General features: G+C 72.6%; 20 protein-coding genes. 1 reads left to right on the forward strand and 19 read right to left on the reverse strand.

Annotated features, from left to right (window positions below; translation table 11 throughout):
* Positions 1-47: 47 nt before the first annotated feature.
* Both I6A60_RS03125 and rpsB read right to left on the reverse strand, forming a co-directional pair.
* Entirely contained in the window at positions 48-662 is a 615-nt protein-coding gene (locus I6A60_RS03125; protein ID WP_203016822.1) for a translation elongation factor Ts, read from the reverse strand.
* Positions 663-999: 337 nt separating this feature from the next.
* The gene (rpsB, locus tag I6A60_RS03130) at positions 1000-1878 is read right to left on the reverse strand and encodes a 30S ribosomal protein S2 (protein WP_013422274.1); all 879 of its coding nucleotides are present in this window, start codon (positions 1876-1878) and stop codon (positions 1000-1002) included.
* Positions 1879-2459: 581 nt separating this feature from the next.
* On the opposite strand from rpsB, the gene I6A60_RS41200 reads away from it, so the two are divergent.
* Positions 2460-3293 carry a murein hydrolase activator EnvC gene (locus I6A60_RS41200; RefSeq protein ID WP_238434647.1) on the forward strand — a complete coding sequence of 278 codons (834 nt, stop codon included), beginning with the start codon at positions 2460-2462 and terminating at the stop codon, positions 3291-3293.
* A 592-nt stretch (positions 3294-3885) separates the two neighbouring features.
* Here I6A60_RS41200 and I6A60_RS03140 read toward each other — a convergent pair.
* From I6A60_RS03140 to I6A60_RS03220, 17 genes are all read right to left on the reverse strand, one after another.
* Positions 3886-4362 carry a hypothetical protein gene (locus tag I6A60_RS03140; protein ID WP_203021683.1) on the reverse strand — a complete coding sequence of 159 codons (477 nt, stop codon included), beginning with the start codon at positions 4360-4362 and terminating at the stop codon, positions 3886-3888.
* Entirely contained in the window at positions 4359-5603 is a 1245-nt protein-coding gene (gene dprA, locus I6A60_RS03145) for a DNA-processing protein DprA (RefSeq protein WP_203021682.1), read from the reverse strand. The genes I6A60_RS03140 and dprA overlap by 4 nt, the downstream gene beginning before the upstream one ends.
* On the reverse strand, positions 5600-7138 hold the full coding sequence (locus tag I6A60_RS03150) for a YifB family Mg chelatase-like AAA ATPase (protein ID WP_203021681.1): 1539 nt from the start codon (positions 7136-7138) through the stop codon (positions 5600-5602). The genes dprA and I6A60_RS03150 overlap by 4 nt, the downstream gene beginning before the upstream one ends.
* Positions 7138-7584 (reverse strand): YraN family protein, encoded by a 447-nt coding sequence (locus tag I6A60_RS03155; protein ID WP_203021680.1) that lies wholly within the window; start codon positions 7582-7584, stop codon positions 7138-7140. The genes I6A60_RS03150 and I6A60_RS03155 overlap by 1 nt, the downstream gene beginning before the upstream one ends.
* A gap of 303 nt (positions 7585-7887) precedes the next feature.
* Positions 7888-8184, reverse strand: coding sequence for a DUF2469 domain-containing protein (locus I6A60_RS03160; protein ID WP_013422268.1), 297 nt, complete (start codon positions 8182-8184; stop codon positions 7888-7890).
* Positions 8181-8903 (reverse strand): ribonuclease HII, encoded by a 723-nt coding sequence (locus I6A60_RS03165; RefSeq protein WP_203021679.1) that lies wholly within the window; start codon positions 8901-8903, stop codon positions 8181-8183. The genes I6A60_RS03160 and I6A60_RS03165 overlap by 4 nt, the downstream gene beginning before the upstream one ends.
* Positions 8900-9982, reverse strand: coding sequence for a signal peptidase I (lepB, locus tag I6A60_RS03170; RefSeq protein WP_203055552.1), 1083 nt, complete (start codon positions 9980-9982; stop codon positions 8900-8902). The genes I6A60_RS03165 and lepB overlap by 4 nt, the downstream gene beginning before the upstream one ends.
* A 305-nt stretch (positions 9983-10287) precedes the next feature.
* Positions 10288-10629: a 50S ribosomal protein L19 gene (gene rplS, locus I6A60_RS03175; protein ID WP_013422265.1), complete on the reverse strand. Its 342-nt coding sequence runs from the start codon at positions 10627-10629 to the stop codon at positions 10288-10290.
* A gap of 274 nt (positions 10630-10903) precedes the next feature.
* The gene (trmD, locus tag I6A60_RS03180; RefSeq protein WP_203021677.1) at positions 10904-11647 is read right to left on the reverse strand and encodes a tRNA (guanosine(37)-N1)-methyltransferase TrmD; all 744 of its coding nucleotides are present in this window, start codon (positions 11645-11647) and stop codon (positions 10904-10906) included.
* Positions 11648-11678: 31 nt separating this feature from the next.
* A complete protein-coding gene (gene rimM, locus I6A60_RS03185) occupies positions 11679-12215 on the reverse strand; it encodes a ribosome maturation factor RimM (protein ID WP_203021676.1) in 537 nt (178 codons plus the stop codon).
* 78 nt (positions 12216-12293) lie between these two features.
* Positions 12294-12527 carry an RNA-binding protein gene (locus tag I6A60_RS03190; RefSeq protein WP_013422262.1) on the reverse strand — a complete coding sequence of 78 codons (234 nt, stop codon included), beginning with the start codon at positions 12525-12527 and terminating at the stop codon, positions 12294-12296.
* A 3-nt stretch (positions 12528-12530) separates the two neighbouring features.
* Positions 12531-12956, reverse strand: a complete 426-nt coding sequence (rpsP, locus tag I6A60_RS03195; protein WP_203021675.1) for a 30S ribosomal protein S16 — start codon at positions 12954-12956, stop codon at positions 12531-12533.
* Positions 12957-13178: 222 nt separating this feature from the next.
* Complete coding sequence (gene ffh, locus I6A60_RS03200) at positions 13179-14738, reverse strand: signal recognition particle protein (RefSeq protein ID WP_203021674.1); 1560 nt, start codon at positions 14736-14738, stop codon at positions 13179-13181.
* A 640-nt stretch (positions 14739-15378) separates the two neighbouring features.
* Positions 15379-16581 carry a signal recognition particle-docking protein FtsY gene (gene ftsY, locus I6A60_RS03205; RefSeq protein ID WP_203024603.1) on the reverse strand — a complete coding sequence of 401 codons (1203 nt, stop codon included), beginning with the start codon at positions 16579-16581 and terminating at the stop codon, positions 15379-15381.
* A 219-nt stretch (positions 16582-16800) separates the two neighbouring features.
* Positions 16801-20460 carry an AAA family ATPase gene (locus I6A60_RS03210; protein ID WP_203024604.1) on the reverse strand — a complete coding sequence of 1220 codons (3660 nt, stop codon included), beginning with the start codon at positions 20458-20460 and terminating at the stop codon, positions 16801-16803.
* 863 nt (positions 20461-21323) lie between these two features.
* The gene (locus I6A60_RS03215) at positions 21324-21518 is read right to left on the reverse strand and encodes a hypothetical protein (protein ID WP_203024605.1); all 195 of its coding nucleotides are present in this window, start codon (positions 21516-21518) and stop codon (positions 21324-21326) included.
* Positions 21519-21833: 315 nt separating this feature from the next.
* Positions 21834-22172: an acylphosphatase gene (locus tag I6A60_RS03220; protein WP_238434679.1), complete on the reverse strand. Its 339-nt coding sequence runs from the start codon at positions 22170-22172 to the stop codon at positions 21834-21836.
* Between the last annotated feature and the right edge of the window lie 13 nt (positions 22173-22185).

The raw sequence follows: 22185 nt of genomic DNA on the forward strand, positions 1-22185 counted from the left end.
GGCACGTCACCAGTGGCGACGCGCCGGCCCCGGCCCGCGGGTTCCGCTCAGGCCTGGCGGATGTTGAACCGGGCGAAGCGGCCGATCTCGATCTTCTCGCCGAGGGAGACGCCCGCGTCTTCGACGAGCGCCTTGATGGTGACCTTGTTGTCCTTCACCCAAGGCTGCTCGAGCAGGACCGAGCTCTTCTTGTAGCCGTTGAGCTTCCCCTCGATGATCTTGGAGAGCGCGGCTTCCGGCTTGCCCTCTTCGCGGGCCGCGGCCTCGTAGATCCGCTTCTCCTGCTCGAGGACCTCGTTCGGGATCGCGTCCGCGGTCACGTACAGCGGGTCAGCCGCCGCGACGTGCTGCGCGATGTCCCGGGCGAGCTGCTTGAACTGGTCGGTCTTGGCCACGAAGTCGGTCTCGCAGCGCAGCTCGACCAGAACGCCGATGGTCGGCGGCAGCTGCGGGTCGGTCCGGTGCAGGTAGGAGTCGACCAGGCCGTTCGCGGTGGACCGGCCAGCGCGCTTCTGGGCGCCGGCGAGGCCCTTCTCCCGCAGCCAGGCCTTGGCCTTCTCGAAGTCGCCGTCGTGGTCGACGAGCGCCTTCTTGACGTCGCTCATTCCGGCACCGGTCACCTCGCGGAGCTTGCGGATCTCCGCGGCAGAAATGTTTGCCATCGTTTCTTCGTCCCGTTCTGGGTGGCCTTGGCCGGCTGACCCACTTTGGTCTCGCGCCGCGACGCGCTAACCGGCCGATGATGTGACAGGTCGGTCCCACGTGGGCTGGCTGGATCTGGGGCGCGGAGCCCGTCCCGGCCCGCTCGCGCGGTCCACTCCGAGTCGCGCGGCGGCACGCCAGCCGGCAGATGATCGTCAAGGTGAGCCCACAACGAGCGGGCTCGGTTCGGGTCGACGGCCCGCCGTCACCCAGCAGGGTCGCGGCAGGCCGTCAGGGCATTGCTGGGCGTCGCCTCCGCGGCCGCGATGCGGCGGCCGAGGCGACGCCCAGGCCGAATCAGGCGGAGGTGCCGGCGGAGACCGTCTCGGCCGGGGCCTCGACCTCGACGGCCTCGGTGACCGCGGGGGTCTCGACGGCGGCCTCGGCGGGAGCAGCCTCGGCGTCGCGGCGCAGGACCTCCTGCTCCCACTCGGCCAGCGGCTCGGCGGCGGCGATCTGGTCGGGCTTGACGTCGGCGGCGCTGGCGCCCGCCCGGCTCATCAGGCCGGCGGCGACGGCGTCCGCGACCACCCGGGTGAGCAGCGCGGCGCTGCGGATCGCGTCGTCGTTGCCGGGAATCGGGTAGTCGACCTCATCTGGGTCGCAGTTGGTGTCGAGAATCGCGACGACCGGGATGTTCAGCTTGCGAGCCTCGCCGACGGCGATGTGCTCCTTCTTGGTGTCGACGACCCAGACCGCGCTGGGAACACGCGACATGTCCCGGATACCGCCGAGAGTGCGCTCCAGCTTCGTCTTCTCCCGGGAGAGGACGAGCTGCTCCTTCTTGGTGCGGACCTCGGTGCCACCGGTCAGCTCGATCTCCTCGAGCTCCTTGAGGCGCTGCAGACGCTTGTAGACCGTGGAGAAGTTGGTCAGCATGCCGCCGAGCCAACGCTCCTTGACGTAGGGCATCCCGACGCGCCGGGCCTGCTCCTCGACCGCCTCCTGCGCCTGCTTCTTGGTGCCGATGAACAGCACCGTGCCGCCGTGCCCGACGGTCTCCTTGACGAAGTCGTAGGCGCGGTCGATGTACGACAGCGTCTGCTGGAGGTCGATGATGTAGATGCCATTGCGCTCAGTGAGGATGTAGCGCTTCATCTTCGGGTTCCAGCGCTTGGTCTGGTGCCCGAAGTGCACGCCGCTCTCGAGCAGCTGCCTCATCGTGACGACGGCCATAACCGCCCTTCCTGTCCGGCGCGCGGCCGGAACGTCTCGGTTGTCGGCCGCGGCTGGCGCCGGCGGCCCCTGACGCCCGGGCGGCCCCAAAACCACCGCGAGGCGGTGGACCGAGGGAGCCTTCCTGGCTCCGCGCCGACTACGAGCCGGGCGGACGGGACGCGCGGGCAGTTGATGACCGATGGACGGCCGACCGGCAAACGCCTGACCGACAGACACATCGACGGGCACCGAGCCCTGCGCGCCCACCAGGAGCGGGCGTGCGAAGTGAGCTCCTCGCGAAGCTCCGAGTGTGATGATACTCGGCCTCATCGGGAGTCCGCCTGACCGGGCGCGGGGCGAACGGACGTTCTCCCAAACACCGGTTCGAGGACTTCTCCACAGGAGCCGGCCGATCCACAGATCGAGCCACCCACTTGGCCCGGCCGGCCGGGAGCCCGATCGTGAGCGGCGCCGGCCAACCGCCCCCGGGCCGGCACCCGGCGACGGGGGGCGGCCCGGTCCTCCACCCGTGCCAGCCGCCCCCGGTCGCTCTCATGTCTCCCAGAGCCCAGCCAGCGCCACAGCCGCAGGAGCCCCCGATGGCCTTGTCCCCGCGTCCTGACCCGCGCGTCCAGGCACTCGTCGTGACCACACTGCTGGCCGCCCTCCTGGTCGTGGGCTGGCCGCGCTCCGTCAGCGCCCTGGCCGCCTCGGTTGCTTCAGTGGCCTCAGTGGCCTCAGTGGCCTCGGAGGCACCGCAGCCGGCTCCCTCCGCGGCCGTGCGGGCCGCGGGTGACAGTCCCGTCTTGGCCGGCAGCGCCGTCCGCCCAGGCAGCGCCGTTCGCCCTGGCAGTACCGCCCGTCCCGGCAGCACCGCCGAGACCGGCAGCACCGCCGAGACCGGGACGGCGGCCGGTACGGCCGACGGCGCGGCCCGCGGCGGCGTGAGGCCCGCGCCGATCGCCGGGGCGGGCGGGTGGCGGGCGCCGCTGGACGGGCCCGTGACGGTGCTGCGGCCGTTCGAGCCGCCGGCCACGCCGTACGGTCCGGGCCATCGCGGCGTGGACCTCGCGGCGCCGGCGGGAACGACGGTGCGTGCCGCGGGACCAGGCGTCGTGAGCTTCGCCGGGGTACTTGCCGGGCGAGGCGTCGTGGCCGTCACCCACGGGGAGCTCCGCACGACGTATGAGCCGCTGACCGTGCTGGTCCAGGTCGGCCAGCCAGTCGCCGCGGGGACACCACTCGGCCTTCTCGACGCGGGTCATGCGGGCTGCCAGCCAGCGATCTGCCTGCACTGGGGCCTCATCCGTGGCCAGACCTACCTGAGCCCGCTCACGCTCCTGCTGCCCACCCCGCCCCGCCTGCTCCCGCTCCTCCGGGTTTCGCCCCAGGCGATCCCGGCAACGGCGACGCCGCGGGCGACGTCGAGCTGATCGCCGTTTCAGCCCTGAATCGGTCGTGAGCGAGACCCCATCGCGGCCTATTGGACTGCTGGCCAATTCGGACGCCGGATCCGTGAGAAGCCCACGTGGCTCGGCCCTCTCGCGTGAGCTTGATCGCGGTTTTAGCCCTGGGGTGGTCGTGACGAAGGCGCTTCTACGACCACCGCAGGGCCAAGACAGCGATCATGACCGGCGCGGCGTCCGTCAAACGGGACTGAACGCCGCGAGCCGACCTCCCGATCATCGAGTCGAGCCCCTCGGGCTGTAGCTGCATGCAATTCGCCAGCAGGGTCCCCATCGAGGGTGCAAACGGTGATCAAGCCGCCGCGGTGGCGCGGCCCGCCACGGAATCTGTGCCAGGAAATGGCCAGCCAAGGAGCCAGCCGCCAGGCCCCACCGTCTCGCCGGCAAGGCCTGGAGGCTGCGCCCTTTCGCCGCAGCTCAGGTCCCGTTGGCCCTCGCCCAGGTCCCGCTGGCCATAACACAGGTGGCCCTCGCCCCAGGTACCGCTGGCCGTAGCTCAGGGCTGGCTGGCCATAACTCAGGGCTCGCTGGCCGTGGCTCAGGGCTCGCTGGCCGTGGCTCAGGTCCCGCTCGGGGCGGCGAGCGGGCTCGACCCGGACTGCGCGAGCCGTCCGATCGGGGCTACGTGGTGGCCGGCGTCGTCGTCGCAACACCAGACGGCGTCGTCAGCACAGTCCTCGGGGCGCAACGCGGCGTCGTGGTCGGGGCAACGGGGCCAGCTGTGCCAGAGGATCTCGGCGAGGCATTCCTGCACCCGGATGGCGACGGCGACCACGGTGGCGGCGCCCTGCGTGCCACCGGGAAGTGGCCCGGCGCCGGCTGGCCAGAACTGCCCGTCGGGGAGGGCGACGAAGACCCCCTGCTCCGTGCCGACCAGCTGAAGTCGCGCCGCGCCCGGCACTCCGGCCGGCAGCTGCGCGTCATCTCCGTCCTCGGCAGGCTGGTCGCGGGTCTCGACGCGCGGATAGGCGTCCAGGTCGCGTTGGACCAGCCGGAGCGCCGCCCGCAGGCCGGATAGCTCGGAACTCGAAATCATGGACGAACCTCCCGGATTGAGAACAAACCGTCGTCTTCGCCGTCATCACGGCCAGGACGGGCCTGAATCGGACCGCGGCCGAGCGCGGTCAGCCGGTAGCCGTCCGGACGGGCCTCGACCAGGCCCTCGACGGCGAGCGGCCCGAGCATCGCCAGCACGTCGCGTGGCCGCTGACCGATCCGCGCGGCCAGCACGGCGACCCCGATGCAGCCGCGGGCCGGCATGGCCTCCAACAGCGCCCGCACGACGGCGGGCAGGCCGTCGCGCGACCCCGACGGCCCTCCGTCGCCCGCACTGGGGCCGTCGTCGGTTCGCAGACCGATCGGGCCGATCTCCTCCTCGACATCACGCGCGTCGGTCACCAGCGCGCACACCTCCCGGTGCTCGCGTAGCAGCCGGTGGCAGCCGACCGACATCGCGCTGGTGACCGGGCCGGGCACGACCATCAGCCCGCGGCCGAGCCGGCGAGCGTGCCGGGCCGTGCTCAGGGCTCCGCTGCGCGGACCGGCCTCGACGAGGACGGTGCCCCTGGCCAGCCCGGCGATCAGCCGGTTGCGGATCAGGAAGCGCCGCCGCAGCGGTGGGCTGCCCGGCGGCACCTCACTGACCAGCAGCCCGCGTTCCCGGATCTCGTCCAGCAGCCGCAGGTGCGCCGCCGGATAGGGGATGTCGACGCCGCAGGCGAGGACGGCGACCGTCACCCCGTCGCCGGCCAGCGCCCCACGGTGCGCGGCGGCGTCGATGCCGAACGCCGCGCCGGACACGACCGTCCAGCCTCGCTCGGCCAGCGAGCAGGCGAGCTCACCGGCGACGTGCTGGCCGTAGCCGGTCGCCGCCCGGCTCCCGACGACCGCGACGCCGTGCCGGTCGCAGTCGGTGAGTCCGGTCGGTTCGGTGGGTCCCGGCGGGGACAGGTCGGCGGCGCCGCGGCACCAGAGGGCCAACGGTGTCCCGTACTCCGGTTCAGCCCGGTCGGCCGCCCGGTCCAGACCCGCGAGCCCATCGGGCCAGCCGGGGTCGCCGGGGCACAGGAGCCAGCCGCCGACCTCGCGCAGCCGGTCCAGGTCCCGGCGCGGCTCGATGTCCGGATGCCGCGGACGTGCCTGCTCCCAGGCCTCGGCCGGCCCGAGCGCCCTGATCGCGGCCGTCAGTCCCGCGTTGCCGTAGCCGACGAGGTGCGACAGTGCGGCCCGCGCGAGCCGCTCCGGCGACTCATCGTCGACGGCCGGTCCGCCGCTCATCCGGGACGCCCGGGGATGCGCAGGTCGAGGGCGAGGCCCAGCTCGGCCGGACCTGGGCGGGCCAGACCCTCCAGGTCCGCGAGCGTCCAGGCGACCCGCAGCACCCGGTCGAGGCCTCGGGCCGTCAGGGCGCCCGTCTCGAAGGCGCGGTCGGCGGCGAAGGTGACCGACGCGGGCAGCGGCCAGCGGCGCCGCAGCACCGCGCCCGGCACCTCCGCGTTCGTGCGCCACTGGGTGCCACGCAGCCGGGTCGCCATCGCCGCCCGCGCGACGGCGACCCGCGCGGCCACGACGGCGCTCGACTCGGTGGCACCGACGTCGGCGCGCAGCTCGGCCCGGGTGGGTGCGCCGATCTCGACCTGCAGGTCGATCCGGTCCAGCAGCGGGCCGGACAGGCGCGCCTGATAGCGGCGGCGCACGGCGCTGGGGCATTCGCAGGCGTTCGGGCCGGCCGTGCCGGCGCGGGCGCAGGGGCACGGGTTCGCCGCCAGGACAAGCAGGAACCTGGCCGGAAACCGGGTCGTCGTACGCGCTCTGGCGATCTCGATCACGCCGCTCTCCAGCGGCTGGCGCAGCGCGTCCAGCGCGGTGCGCCCAAATTCGGGAGCCTCGTCCAGGAAGAGGATCCCTCGGTGGGCCTGGCAGGCGAGCCCGGGGCGGATCACGGTAGAGCCCGCGCCGACCAGGGCGGCCGGGGTCGCGGTGTGGTGCGGGCTGCGGTAGGGCGGGCGGCTGATCAGCGGCGTCTCGGACGGCAGGACGCCGGCGACCGAGTGCACGGCGGTCACCTCGATGGCCGCGGCCAGGTCCAGGTCGGGCAGCAGGCCGGGCAGCCGCTCGGCGAGCATCGTCTTCCCGCCGCCCGGTGGTCCCTGCAGGTACAGGTGGTGGCCGCCGGCTCCGGCGACCTCGACGGCGAGCCGGCCGCGGCTCTGGCCCGCCACGTCGGCGAGATCCAGCTCGGCCTCGGCGCCCCGTGCCGCGGGACCGGCGGGCGGCGCGGCGACCGCCTCCGGTTCGTACTCACCGCGCAGCAGGCCGATGGCACTGCGCAGATCCGGGACCGGCTCGACCTCGGCACCGGGGACGAGCGCGGCCTCGGCCGCGTTGCGGGCCGGGACGACGACCCGGGTCACCCCGGCATCGACGGCGGCCAACACGGCCGGCAGCACGCCCCGCACCGGGCGGACCCGCCCGTCGAGCGCCAGCTCGCCGACCAACACCCGGTGGCCGGGCGTGGGCTGCGGCACGACGCCGGCCGCCGCCATGATCGCCAACGCCATCGCCAGGTCGAATCCGCTGCCGGACTTGGGCAGCGTCGCTGGGAAGAGCCCGACAGTGATCCGCTCGTCCGGCCACTTCTGCCCGGAGTTCAGCACCGCCGCCCGGATCCGGTCGCGGGACTCGGCAAGCGCGGCGTCGGGCAGACCGATCAGCGCCAGCGCGGGCAGACCGCCGGCGAGATGTGCCTCCACCTCGATGAGATGACCCTCGACGCCGATCACCGCGACGGCGAGCGTGCGCGCCAGCGCCATCAGAACGCCCCGCGCCGGTGGTCGACCCGGACCGAGCCGGGCTGCCCCGGGGTCACCTCACGGGACACCGCGACCAGGTCGAACCGCACCGGGCCGGACACCCGGGGGTGCTCCGCCAGCCAGCGGGCGGCCAGCCGGCGGACCCGGGCCACCTTCCGGTCGTCCACGGCCTCGGCCGGCGTGCCGTGCCGGGTGCCGGTACGGGTCTTCACCTCGCAGAACACCACCGTGCCCGCGTCGAGCGCCACGATGTCGAGCTCGCCGTCGCGGCAGCGCCAGTTGCGGTCGAGAATCTGTGCCCCGCCCGCGACCAGCTGCCGGGCGGCGAGGTCCTCGCCGAACCGACCGAGCACGTCCTTGGCCCGCTGTCCCGCTCTCGGACTCGATGCCCGCTGTTTCGCTCCTGGACTCGATGCCCGCTGGCCCGCCCTTGGCCTGGATGTCACAGCCGGACCTCCGCCGCCCGCCGGTTCCCTGGAACCAGCTTCCTGACGGCTCGCGGACCTGGCTCAGTGGTCAGCGCGCCGCCCACGGCGGCTGCTGCCGCCGGCGGAGATCACAATGAAAGAGCCGAGGCCCAACGTCGAGGCCGAGAACCCCAGCTGTGGACGACCCCCAGCCATCCACAGAGGTACCAACCAGCCAACCAACCCCAGCCCGGCCACACCGCCGCACACGTCAGGCAGGCAGCAAGGCAGCCCGAAACTCGGCCGGCCTCACCAGGAGCCGGCCCATCAAGGGTCAGCGCCTTAGAGCTCGGCCTTCGTGAGTTCCTCGACGTTGACGTCCTTGAAGGTCACAACCCGGACGTTCTTCACGAAACGGGCGGGGCGGAACATGTCCCACACCCAGGCGTCCCGCAGCGACAGCTCGAAGAAGACCTCGCCGTCGGCGGTGTTACGCACCTCGATCTTGTACTCGTTCGCGAGGTAGAAGCGACGTTCGGTCTCGATGACGTACGAGAAGAGCCCGACGACGTCCCGGTACTCGCGATAGAGCTGCAGCTCCATCTCGGTCTCGTACTTCTCAAGGTCCTCGGCGCTCATGCGATCCCCGTCGCGCCCTGCCGGCCGGCCATTGTCACGGTCTCCTCCAGCCGCGCCGTTCGTTCGTCCCCGTCCCGGACTATCAGGGACTGGACGTTGGCATACGAGAGGCGGTGCTCCTCGCACGGCCCGTGTCTCGCCAGTGCCGCGGCATGCGCCGCGGTGACGTATCCCTTGTGCTGCGCGAAATCGTACTCGCCGTAGCGGGCGTCCAGTTGGCACATGATCCGGTCGCGGGTCACCTTGGCGACAACGGAGGCCGCGGCGACGCAGGCCGCGACCCGGTCCCCCTTGCGCACAGCCAGTGATGGCGTGTCGATCCCGGGCACCGGAAAGCCGTCGACAAGCACGTACCCCGGATGAATCGCGAGCCGGGCGACCGCGCGCCGCATGCCGGTGATGTTCATGACGTGCAGGCCGTGCCGGTCGATCTCGGCCGCCGGGATCACGACCACGGACCACGCCGAGGCCACGGCCAGCACGTCCTCGTACACCCGCTCCCGGATGCGTTCGGTCAGCAGCTTCGAGTCGGCCAGCTCGACCAGCCGGCCGGTGCGGCGTGGGTCCAGGATGACGGCGGCGACGACCAGCGGCCCGGCGCAGGCTCCACGCCCGGCCTCGTCGACGCCGGCCACCGGGCCGAGGCCGCGCCGCGCCAGCGCGCGCTCATAACCGAACAGGCCGCTGTCACGCCGGATGACAACGCCCGGAGGCCTCATCTGGAACGTTTCGACCACACCCGTCGACGGCCTGCCCGCGGCATGACGAGCCGACCGCGCCGGCCACGGGTGCCGACGGCGAGCGCCAGCGCGCCGACCAGCGGTACCGAGGCAGGCGTCCCCGCTGAGAGCGGATCCCCGCCATACCCGCCGACGCCCGGGGCGGGCCCGCTCGCGGACGGGATGCCGTGGAAGGTGCCCGGCGTGGTCAGGAAGCCGAACCGACTGAGGGGCCAGACCCGTACGAACGCCCGGCCGACGACCGCGCTCGTCGGGATGGTGCCGTTGGCACGGGAGTCGGAGGAGGCGCTGCGATGGTCGCCCATCACCCATAGCTGGCCCTTGGGGATTTTGACCGGGCCGAACGGCTGGGCGTCGTTCTCGAACAGGTAGCCCTCGTCGAGCGCCTTGCCGTTGACCATCACCCGGCCCTGGGCGTCACAGCAGGCGACCGTGTCACCGCCGACGCCGATCACCCGCTTGATGAAGTCCTTGTCGCTGGGCGCGCCGAGGCCGAGCAGGTCCTGGACGCCGCGGACGAACTTGCTGAAGCCGTTGGAGGGCGGGGCGATCACCGTCTCGTGGCTCTGGAACCCGGTGCCGTCGCCGTTGAACACGACGATGTCGCCGCGATGGACCGACCGGAAGTGATAGACGACCTTGTTCACCAGCACCCGGTCGTTGATCAGCAGCGTTCGTTCCATCGACTCGGACGGAATCCAGAACGCCTGGACCAACAGAGCCTTGATGAGCAGCGCGAGGACGAAGGCGATCAACACGAGCACGGGGAGCTCGCGAAGGAAGGACCCGCGCTGCTCACGGCCGTCGCCCCCGCCGGAGCGGCCGCGCCAGCCCCGCAGGCGCCGGCCGCCGGCGGGCGGGGTGTCATCGGAGGCGGGCTCGTCGGCGTCGACCTCATCCGCGGGACCGTCGCCCTCCCAGGCGCCACGGCCGGCCGATGGCGGGGCCACGTGCCGGGGCCCGGTGGCCGGTGACCAGCCACCGCCCCGGCCGGAGCCCGCGGGCAGCACGCCGCCGACGTCGGCCGGGTCTGGGGTGCCCTGCTCGGACGAGCTCACTACGCCACCTCACGTTGTGGTCCCCGCCGGTTCGCGAGGCTTCGGCGCCGCGCTAGCCGGCTCGACACCCACCGACGCACCCGTTGTGAGCGGCAGCCGTAGCCAGACCCGTCCCGGCGACGCTGGATCACAACCCGTCTATCTTCGCCCATCGACCCGACGCACGCAGGCAGGCACCCGCCCTCGCCGCGCCGCCAGTGTGCGGACGTTGTGCTCTCGCGTAGATCAGCAAAAGGCGCGGACACCACCTTGCGGTGATGCCCACGCCTCATGCGCCAGGCAGTGGGTCGGGGTGACCCGGTCGCCTACCGCTTTTCCTTGATCTTGGCGGCCTTGCCGCGCAGGTCACGCAGGTAGTACAGCTTGGCCCGGCGGACGTCGCCTCGGGTGACAACCTCGATCTTCTGAACGATCGGGCTGTGCACCGGGAACGTGCGCTCCACGCCGACGCCGAAGCTGACCTTGCGGACGGTGAACGTCTCCCGCAGGCCGTCGCCCTGGCGACGGATCACAGCGCCCTGAAAGACCTGGATGCGCTGGCGGTTGCCCTCGACCACGCGGACGTGGACCTTGAGGTTGTCGCCCGGACGGAACTCGGGCACGTCGGTCCTCAGCGACTCGGCGTCGAGGCTGTCCAGGGTTTGCATGGCAGTCGCTTCCTCAGTGTTGACAGGCACTCAGTGGTGACAGTTGGGGGGCCTTCGCGGCGGGCCGCGCCTACGGCGGCGAACCCGTCGGCGATCATGCAGGCCAAGGGGCTCAGCTGCGCGAGGCAACCCAGCCGCCTACCGGCCGGCGATCGTACTTAGATCGTCGAACACGGACCGCCGGTCACGGACCGACGGACACTGCATCCTACTGTGCCACACGACCGAGCGGTGCCACACGAACGGGCCGACGCATCGCGCCGGCCCATCCGGGTCAGGCCGAGGGCTCGGCCAGCGCCGCCGCGACGACCGTCTCGTCACGGCGGTCGAGGTCCATCGCCGCCAGCAGGTCGGGACGGCGCCGAGCGGTCCGCCGCAACGCCTCGTCCCGCCGCCAGCGGGCGATCGCGCCGTGGTCGCCGGACAGCAGCACCTCCGGGACGCGCCGCCCCGCCCAGTCCGGCGGCCGGGTGTACACCGGCCCCTCGAGCAGGCCGTGGGCGAACGAGTCGTCGGTGATCGACTCCGCGTTGCCGACGGCGCCCGGCAGCAGCCGCGCGATCGCCTCCAGCATGACGAGGGTCGCGACCTCGCCGCCAGAAAGCACGTAGTCGCCGATCGAGATCTCGTCGTCGGCCCAGGCGTCGATCACCCGGGCGTCGATTCCCTCGTACCGGCCACAGCAGAAGACGAGCCACGGCGCCGCCGCGAGCTCGGCCGCGTAGGCCTGCGTGAAGGGCCGCCCGGTGGGCGTCGGGACGATCACCCGTGGCCGGGGTGCCGGGCCGCCGGAGTCCGCGATCGCGCGCAGCGCCGCGTCCCACGGGTCCGGGCGCATCACCATGCCGGGCCCACCGCCGTAGGGGGTGTCGTCCACGGTGCGGTGCCGGTCGGTCGTCCAGTCCCGCAGGTCGTGGCCGTTGATCTCCAGCATGCCGCGGTCGCGGGCCTTGCCCAGCAGGGAAAGCCGAAGCGGCTCCAGGTAGGCCGGGAAGATCGTCACCACGTCGACCCGCATGCCGGAGCCAGTCCTTCCCGTGTCTGATCCGCTAGTCGAGGTCGAGCAGGCCGGGCGGAGCGTCGACGACGAGCAGGCCACCGGCCCGGTCGACCGTCGGGACGATGTCACGGACGAACGGCACCAGATGCTCGCCGCCGTCGGGAGTGCCGATCGCGAGCAGCTCACCTGCTGCGGTGTGCACCACGTCGGTCACCTCGCCGAGCGGGCTCCCGTCCGGGGTGACGGCCCGCAGGCCGACGAGGTCGCGGTCCCACCAGAACTCGCCGCCCTCGCCGGCTTCGTCCGGGTCGACAGCGTCGCCGGCCTGGTCCGCGTCGATGGTCAGCACGACACCGCGCAACGACTCGGCGCCGGTCCGGTCCGCCACGCCCTCGAAGCGGACGAGCAACCGGCCGGAATGCCAGCGAGAGTCCTCGATGACGAGGTCGGGACCGCCGCCGGAACGATCCAGCTTCGATCCCGGGGCGAACCGCCGGTCGGGCAGATCGGTCCGGACGTCGACGGTCACGTCGCCGCGCACGCCGTGCGGTTTCCCGATCCGGCCGACGACGATGGCGTCACCCATGGTCGGACCCAGGCTCCCCGGCCAGCGGTGCCACCGGGGAGCCGGCCGACGGGCGACGAGCCAAGGCTGCCGCCCGGGTCACCGATCGACGTCGACGACGTCGACGCGCAGGCCGCGGCCGCCCACTCCGGCCATGACGGTGCGCAGGGCGCGAGCAGTCCGGCCGCGACGGCCGATCACCTTACCGAGGTCCTCGGGGTGTACCCGGACCTCCAGGGTGCGGCCGCGGCGGTTGGACTGCAGGTCCACCCGGACATCGTCCGGGTGGTCCACGATGCCTCGAACGAGGTGTTCGAGCGCGGCCTCCAGCACCTACTACTCCGCGGCCGGGGTCTCGTCGGACTCGGCGGCAGCCTTGGCGCCCTTCTTCTTGGGCGTGGTCGCCGACTTGTCCTCAAGCCCGGCGGCCTCGCGCGCGGCGGCCTGGAAGAGCGCCTTGCGGTCGACCTTCGGGGCCGCGACCTTCATCGGCTCCGGAGCCGGCAGGCCCTTGAACTTCTGCCAGTCACCGGTGACCTTGAGGATCGCGAGCACCGGGTCGGTCGGCTGGGCGCCGACGGACAGCCAGTGGGCCGCCCGGTCCCCGTCCACGATGATCGTGCTCGGCTCGTCCTTGGGGTGGTACTGGCCAATGGCCTCGATGACCCGACCGTCCCGCTTGGTACGGGCGTCGGCGATGACGATGCGGTAGTGCGGCTCACGCATCTTGCCGAGGCGCTGCAGCTTGATCTTGGTAGCCACGGTTGTTCAAAAGCTCCATTGCTTGGGGGGCCACGGGACTCGCGGCGCCGGAACTCCGGGGGTCGTCCCCCGGCCAGACCTCACGACCTCCGGGAGCTGACCCAAGGTCAGCGGCAGGCCTCGTACGGAACTAGCTCGTAGGAGCTTAGTACGTGAGGCTTGCCGTTACAGTCTGCCAGATCGCTGGCGGGATCGGTCGAGGGCCGCCCCGCCAACGGAGATTCAGCGGCCGCCGGGGCCGCGCGGGTTGAAGGCACCGGGCTTGAGCAGGGCGCCCAGGTCGACGTCGCCCAGACCGCCAGGGGGCGGGCCACCGGGCAGGCCACCGAGGCCGGGACCCCCGCCGCCGGGCTGCTTGTTCTTGGCCTGGGCCGCCTGAGCGGCGCGCGCCGCCGGGTTGCCCTTCTTGCTGGCGCCCTTGCCCTTCTTCGGCTGTTTACGCGCTTGTGGGCCTTTGCCGCGGCCTAGGCCAGGGAAACCGGCACCCCCTGCCATCTGGCGCATCATCTTGCGCGCTTCGGTGAACCGGTCGAGCAGCTGGTTGACCTCGGTCACAGTCACGCCGGAACCGCGGGCAACCCGCTCCTTGCGAGTCTTCTGCAGGATGCCCGGGTCACGCCGCTCGCCCGGCGTCATCGACCGGATGATGGCGACCACCCGGTTGACGTCCCGGTCGTCGACCTGCGCCAGCTGCTCCTTCATCTGGCCCATGCCGGGCAGCATCCCGAGCAGGTTGCCGATCGGCCCGAGCTTCTGGACCTGCAGCATCTGGTTGAGGAAGTCCTCGAGGGTGAACTCCGACGCGGCCATCTTCCGCGCCATCTCTTCGGCTTCCGACTGATCGAAGGCCTGCTCGGCCTGCTCGATCAGGGTCAGCACGTCACCCATGCCGAGGATGCGCGACGCCATCCGCTCGGGGTGGAAGACGTCGAAGTCGCCGAGCCCCTCGCCGGTCGACGCATACATGATCGGTCGCCCGGTGACATGCGCGACCGACAGCGCGGCGCCACCGCGGGCGTCACCGTCGAGCTTGGTCAGCACCACGCCGCTGAAGCCGACGCCGTCGAGGAAGGCCAGCGCCGTGGAGACGGCATCCTGGCCGACCATCGCGTCGACGACGAAGAGGATCTCGTCCGGCTTGACGGCGTCCCGGATGTCGGCCGCCTGCTCCATCAGCTCCTGGTCGACACCGAGGCGCCCGGCGGTGTCGACGACCACCACGTCGAACACGTTGCGACGGGCGTGCGCGATCGCGTCGCGGGCGACGGCGACCGGGTCACCGATCCCGTTGCCCGGCTCCGGGGCGAACACCTCGACGCCGGCGCGCGCACCGACGACCTGCAGCTGGTTGACGGCGTTCGGGCGCTGAAGGTCGGCGGCGACCAGCATCGGGGTGTGGCCCTGCTTCTTCAGCCACATGCCGAGCTTGCCGGCGAGCGTCGTCTTGCCGGTGCCCTGGAGGCCCGCGAGCAGGATGACGGTCGGCGGGGTCTTGGCCAGCCTCAGGTTCGCCGTCTCGCCGCCGAGGATGCCGATGAGCTCCTCGTTGACGATCTTGATGACCTGCTGGGCCGGGTTCAGCGCCTGGCTGACCTCGACACCGCGGGCGCGTTCCTTGATCGCCGCGACGAACGCCCTGACGACCGGGAGCGCGACGTCGGCCTCAAGCAGCGCGACCCGGATCTCGCGGGCGGTCGCGTCGATGTCGGCCTCGGACAGCCGTCCCCGGCCGCGCAGCGACTTGAAGACCGTCTCGAGTCGGCTGGACAGGGTGTCGAACACGCGCACACTCCGGAATCACGGGCCCGCGCTGGAATGCGTCGGGTTGCCGAGGGTCGGCCTACCGAGGTTGGGATTGCCGCCGTCCACCCGTCGACCCCCGGCACCGCCGTACTCGCGCCCCGCGGGCAAGGCCCGGCCGGAACCTCGGGCAACATCGGAACGGACAGTCCTAGGGTACGCACCCAGACCGACGGCCGCGCCGACAGTCGACGCAACCAGCCACGCCAGCCACGCCAGCCACGCCAGCGAAACCCAACCACCACCCTGACCCTGGACCGGTCTCACGAAGATTTGAGCGTCCACCTCGGTCAAGGCTTGGCCGGGCGCGCAAGCGCCTGGCCGGCGAGGTATGCCGCACGGACCCGAGCCTGGCGGGTGATCGCCAGCCGGGTCCGCCCTCTTCGTTGAGGAGGGCGGGACACCTCGCCGGACGCTGGTGTCCCGTCGCGGGCAACGCCACGGGACGGGATCCTGGCGGCAGGGCGTGGCGCGGTCAGCGGGCCAAAGAAGACCGCCGGAAAATGCTAGATCGCACTCCCGGTCGATGGAAAGGGCTGCGGGCACGTCGGCGTGTCCCAGGACACATCCGCCGAATCGTCCGCACACCACCAGCGGCAGCCCGCAGGGAGCACCGTCCGGGCTAGCGGACGGGGTCGCCCAGCAACGCGTCGACGAAGCCCTCCGGCTCGAACGGCGCGAGGTCGTCCGGGCCCTCGCCGAGCCCGACCAGCTTGACCGGAACCCCCAGCTCACGCTGCACCGCGATCACGATGCCGCCCTTCGCGGTGCCGTCGAGCTTGGTGAGCGCGACACCGGTGATCTCGACGGCCTCGGTGAAGACCCGCGCCTGGACCAGAGCGTTCTGCCCGGTGGTCGCGTCGAGGACGAGGATCACCTCGTCAACCGGGCTCTGCTTGGTGACAACCCGCTTGATCTTCGACAGCTCGTCCATCAGGCCCACTTTGGTGTGCAGCCGGCCAGCGGTGTCGATGACGACGGCGTCGGCGCCGTCCGCGATCCCACGCTTGACCGCGTCGAAGGCGACCGACGCCGGGTCGCCGCCCTCGGGCCCGCGTACGGTCACCGCGCCGACCCGGCCGCCCCAGGTCTCCAGCTGGTCGGCCGCGGCGGCGCGGAACGTGTCGGCCGCGCCGAGCACGACTGACTTCCCGTCGGCGACCAGCAACCGGGCGATCTTGCCACAGGTGGTCGTCTTGCCGGTGCCGTTGACGCCGACAACCAGCAGGACGCCCGGCCGGCCGTCGGCGGCCGTGCGCAGCGACCGGTCGGCCGTCGTGCCGATCTGGGCGAGCAGCTCGTCGCGGAGCATGTCGCGCACGTCGGACCAGCTGCGCGCTCCCAGGACCGCGGTGCGTTCCTTGAGGGCGGCGACCAGCTCGCTCGTCGCGGCCACGCCGACGTCGGCGAGCAGCAGCGTCGACTCGACGTCCTCCCAGTCCTCGTCGGTCAGGTCGTCGCCCGACAGCAGCGCGAGCAGGCCACGGCCGAACGACGACTGCGAGCGGGCGAGCCGGGCCCGCAGCCGCACGAGCCGACCCGCGGCCGGAGCCGGCACCTCGTGTGCCGGCGGCGCGGCCACGACCTCCGCCTCGTCGGCCGCGGTGCGCGCCGCCGGAGCGGTCGGCCGTTCCAGCAGACCGACACCGCCCGCCGGCTCGCCGTCCGACTGTTCGACGGCGCTCTTCTCGCCGGCCGGCAGCGTCTCGGCACCGGTTCGGGCGCTCGGCAGCCGGCGGCGCCGACGCACGGTGTTCCCGACCAGCGCACCGGTCGTGGCGAACAGGACGACGGCGATCGCAATGATCAGGTAGACGTACTCCACAACCCGATCCTTCCAGTCCCGAGGAGCTGGAGCCCACCAGGGCACGCCCCAGTCCCTCGCCCGCCCCAACCAGCCAGCGCAACCAGTGCACGATCCCGACCACCACGCCCGCTCGACCACCGGTCTCCAGGCCAACCCCGAACCAGGTTGGGAGGGCGCTCAGCGCCCGACAGGCGGAGCGGCCGAAGGGCGCTCAGCGCCCGGTTCCGGCCGCTCGCCTCAGGCTGAGGCGCGCTCGCGGAGGCGCTGGCTGATCACCGTGGTCACGCCGTCGCCGCGCATCGACACGCCGTACAGCGCGTCCGCGATCTCCATGGTGCGCTTCTGGTGGGTGATGATGATCAGCTGGGACTTCGACCGCAGGCCCTCGACGGCGTTCAGCAGCCGGCCCAGGTTGCGGTCGTCGAGCGCCGCCTCGACCTCGTCGAGCACGTAGAAGGGCGACGGGCGGGCCCGGAAGATCGCCAGCAGCAGCGCGAGCGCCGTCAGCGAGCGCTCCCCGCCGGACAGCAGCGACAGCCGCTTGACCTTCTTGCCAGGCGGCCGGGCCTCGACCTCGATGCCCGTGGCCAGCATGTCGTCGGGATCGGTGAGTACCAGCTTGCCCTCGCCGCCGGGGAACAGCGTGTCGAAGACGATCTCGAACTCACGCGCGGTGTCGTGGAACGCGGCGGCGAACACCTCACGAACCCGCGAGTCCACCTCGTCGACGACGAGCAGCAGGTCACGCCGGGTGTTCTTGATGTCGTCCAGCTGGGCCGAGAGGAACGCGGCCCGCTCCTGGAGCGCCTCGAACTCCTCCAGCGCCAGCGGGTTGATCTTCCCGAGCCGGGTCAGCTGCTTCTCGGCCGTCGCGAGCCGCGCCGCCTGCTCGGTCCGGTCGAAGGGCCGCGTCGCGCCGCCCTCCTCGTCCGGCGGAACCGGCAGTTCGGGGCCGTACTCGGCGACCAGGTCGTCGGCGGCGATGCCGTGCTCCTCCAGCGACTTGGCCTCCAGCGCCTCGGAGCGCAGCCGCTTGGCCTCGCGGGCCAGCTCGTCGCGGTGCGCCTCGTCCCGCAGCGCCGCGAGCGCCGCCGCGTAGGCCCGGACCCGGTCGCGAACCCCGGAGAGCTCGGTGTCGGTGGACCGCCGGGCCGCGTCGGTCTGCTCGCGCTCGGCCGCGGCGGCGGCGAGCGAGGTCTCGCAGGCGGCAAGCGCGTCCTGGACGACGGCGGCGACCGCGGCGGCGATCTTCGCCTGCTGCTCGCGCAGCGCCCGGGTGCGGGCGGCGGCCGCGCGGGCGGTTCGTTCCTGCGTGGCCTGGCGGACCAGCGCGTCGGCCCGGCCTGCGAGGCCACGGGCCCGCTCCTCGGCGGTGCGCACGGCGAGCCGGGCCTCGACCTCCTCGCCGCGCACTGCGGAGGTGGCGGCGACCAGCCGGTCCCGCTCGTCCGCGGGAAGGTCCTCCTCGTCCGGCTCGTCGTCGCTCGCGGACAGCTGGGCCTCGAGCTCCCCCAGCGCGCCGTAGGCCTGGTCGCGGGTGGCCTCCGCGGCAAGCCGGTTGCGCTCCAACCGGCTGATCTCACCGGCGACGGAGCCCCGGCCCCGGTCGAGCTGGGCGAGCTGCTCGGTCAGCGCCCGGTGGCGCCCGTTCGCGGCCGAGCGCCCGGAGCTGGCCGCGTCGATCGCGGCGCGCGTCCTGGCGACCTCCTCGCGGGCCGGCTCCATCGCGACGCGGGCGGCGTCGGCCTTCGCCGCCGCCGTGTCCATCGCGCCGGCTGCCTCGTCGGCGGCGGCGGCGAGCTCCAGCAGCGACGGCGCGTGCGCGCTGCCGCCTATGGCGGCGGGCGGGCCCAGCACGTCACCGTCGCGGGTGACCATCGCGAGATCGGGACGCAGCCCGGCAAGCTTCGCGGCGTCGGACAGGTCGTCGACGACGACGACCGCGCCGAGGATCGCGGCGACGGCCGGGGCGAACCGCTCATCCACCACCCGGACCAGGTCGAGCGCGGCGACCGCGCCGGACGGCAGCTCCGTCGGCCTGGCCGGGGCGGGCGGCGCCGGGGACGCGGGGACGAAGGCGGCCCGGCCGGCCTCGGCGGACCGCAGCCACCGCAGCGCGGTGACGACGTCGTCGACGGAGCCGACGGCGAGCGCGTCGGCCGCCTGGCCCAGTGCGGCGGCGATCGCCACCTCCGCGCCGGGGGTGACCGCGAGGATGGTCGCGAGCCGGCCGACGACCTGGATCGGGGTGTCCGGCGGGTCCGGGAGCGGTGCCGGGGCCTTTCCCTTGGCCGACTTGCCACCGCCCGGCTTGCCGGACGTGGCCCGGTCGGACCCGGTCTGGTCGGCCGCGCCAGGCTCTCGCGGGCCGGCCGTGGCGGTGAGCAGCGCCGCCGCGCCGTCGGCCGGTGAGAGCGACAACGACAGGGCTTCCCGGCGGGCCGCGGCCGAGGCGCGGTCCCGGTCGGCGGCCCGCTCGGCCGAGCGCAGCGCCTCCAGCCGCTCGTTCGCGGCGGTGTGCAGGGCCACGGCGGACTCGTGCCGGTCGGCCAGCTCCTCCCGCTCGGCCTCGATCCGGGCGAGCTCGGTGTCCAGGGCGGAGCGGGAGCCGCTGGCCTCGGCGTCGCGGGCCTGGGCCGCGTCCAGGGCCTCGGTCAGCCGGACGATGTCCGCCTCGGCGGAGCCGGCCCTGGAACGGGCGGCCTCGACCTTGCCGGCGAGCCGCGCCAGGCCTTCGCGCCGGGCCGCGGCAGCGCGGGTGGCGGCCAGCAGCGCCTGCTCCTCGGCGGCGAGCGACCGTTCCAGGTCGGCCCGGCGGTCGACGACCTCGGCCAGCGTGTCCCGGTCGCGGTCGAGCCGGACGAGCAGCGCGGCCTCCCGTTCCCGGACGGCCGCGGCCTCCTGCTCCAACTCCTCCGGGTCACGCCCACCGCGGGCGGTCTGGGCGCCGGCGCGCAGCAGCCGGGCTCGCTCGGACGCGAGCTGGCCGGTGCCGCGCAGCCGTTCGCGGACCCCCGACAGCGCGTACCAGGTCTCCTGGGCGGCGGCGGCCCGCGGCACCAGCCGGGTCAGCTCCTGCTCCAGGGCGCCCTCCCGCTCGACGGCGGCGGCGTGGGCCCCCTCGGTCTCGGTGAGCTTGGCCCGGACGGTCTCCTCGTCGGCGATGTCGGCGGCCAGCTCCACCCGGGCGGTGACGAGATCGTCGGCGAGCAGCCGCAGGCGGGCGTCGCGCAGGGTGGCCTGGATGACGCCGGCCTTGCGCGCGATCTCGGCCTGCCGGCCGAGCGGGCCGAGCTGGCGGCGCAGCTCGGCCGACAGGTCGGTCAGCCGGGTCAGGTTGGCCGCCATCGCCTCCAGCTTGCGCAGCGCCTTCTCTTTGCGCTTGCGGTGCTTCAGGACGCCGGCGGCCTCCTCGATGAACGCCCGGCGCTCCTCGGGACTCGCGTGCAGCACCGCGTCGAGCTGGCCCTGGCCGACGATGACGTGCAGCTCGCGCCCGATACCGGAGTCGCTCATCAGCTCCTGGATGTCCAGCAGCCGGCACGACGTGCCGTTGATCGTGTATTCGCTCTGGCCGCTGCGGAACATCAGCCGGCCGACGGTGACCTCGCTGTACTCGATGGGCAGCGCGCCGTCGGAGTTATCGATCGTGAGCAGCACCTCAGCCCGTCCGAGGGCCGGGCGCGACGGGGTACCGGCGAAGATGACGTCCGACATGGTGCCGCCGCGCAGCGCCTTCGCGCCCTGCTCACCGAGCACCCACGCCATCGCGTCGACGACGTTGCTCTTGCCCGAGCCGTTCGGGCCCACCACACAGGTGATCCCAGGCTCGAGGCGCAGCGTGGTCGAACTCGCGAAGGACTTGAAGCCCCGCAATGTCAGGCTTTTGAGGTACACGGGTCTCCGCGGCGATGGCGACGGTCGTGACGGGCGGCGCGACCGGCGCGGAGCGCGACGTGGATCGCTTCCCCGCGGCGAACCCGGCAAGCCGGGCGGCGAGGCGACCGGTCAGGGATCAACCGGGCCAACGCCGCCGGTGGCGGATTTCGAGCCGCGGGCCCACGATAGCCGCGAACTCACTGTCACGAACGGGACACGCCGCTGCGCGTGAAGTGGTGACAGAACGCGATAGTGTGCGCGAGACCACCACTCGGACCTCGACGACCCAATGTTCACCGGGCCCGGCGCGGCGGTCCCCAACACGCCGGCGAAAAAAACGTGCCAAGGCCAACGGAACCCGGCATTATCAGCGAACGACCGGCGACCTGGCGTTGAACACGATCTGACCAGGCAGGGAAGAGTTGTGGGAGCCGTGGGCGTTGGCGGTCAGCGACAAAGGTATGACCCAGCAGAGGCGGGTACGCCGGGACGGACCACCGCTGGCGACGGGAGGCCAACGAGGAGACCACTCCCCAACCCGCTCCGGGCAGGCCAAGCTGAACGTCTGCGACCGGCCGCCCCGATCGACCTGATCAGTGGGCATGGCAAAGCGGCTCAACCGCCCGGCCGCCGGCCAAGGGTGGGGGACGCCGAGCGACACCTTCCACGCCGAAACCAGGCTCTCGCCGGGAGTCGGAGTGGAAGGCGCAGGCCGACGGCCATGGTCGTCCAAGGGCCCGTCGGCCGTCATGACCTGACGGTGCAGGCGGCTCGCCGCCTGATCGAGGATTTTCAGCCTCGGAACGCAGGGCCCTCGCGAGACAACTGAGTCGATGGTCCGCGAACCGGCCAAAGCCGGCGAGCGGGATCCGCCGCCCAGGTCAGGTCAGAACGGGCTCTGCTTCCAGTTCGCGGACGTCCTCCGGGACGTCGACGCCAACGAGCGCGTCGTTGACGGCACGCGTGCGGGCGAGCTCAGTCTCGAGCTCGGCTACGCGGGCACGCAGCCGACGTACCTCGTACGAGAGCCGGAGGTCGGAGCCGGAGCCGACGTGGCCGAAAAGGGCCTTCGCCATGGTGATGGTCCTCCACGATGAGTGACCTTGCGGGGTGTTGGGCGCGACAAAACCGGGACGAATCCCGGTGAGGCCGTCCCATCCAACCAACGATGCAACTCCACCGTTGGTCTGCTCCTCCGATGTGCGTCAACTCGCGCCGCACACGTGGGCGGAGTACGCCCCAAAGAATGACCTAAGCCTCTCACACCCCGTCACCGAAAGTCAAGAGCATGCCACAGCTCACGCCGACCGTCCCTGGAACACAGGAAACTTCGGCCTCGATCCGGGGTTGCCGTCAGGCCTATCTGTCCAGGTCATCGAGGTTCTAGGGGCTCAGCGGCGGACAAAGCCGGCCAGCCCGCCCACGGCGGGACCGACCGCGTGTTCCACCCGATCGGTCCGCCCCGGGGTGTGCCCGGTTACTAGGAGTTCCAGCAGCGCGTCGCAGGCCTCGGCCGGACCCTCGGCGATCACGTCGACGCCCCCGTCCGGGCGGTTGGTCGCGGAGCCGACGAGCCCGAGCCGCCGGCCCTTCGTGCGCACGTAGTCCCGGAAACCGACGCCCTGCACCAGGCCGAACACGGACGCGGTCAGCCGAACCGGTTCGACTGGACCGGCCGAGCTGCCGCCGACTGTGTCCGACGTCGCGCTTTGGCTCGGCGGCGTCGGCATCTGAGGAAGGTCA

Source organism: Frankia sp. AgB1.9 (genome assembly GCF_016786355.1).
Lineage (GTDB): Bacteria > Actinomycetota > Actinomycetes > Frankiales > Frankiaceae > Pseudofrankia.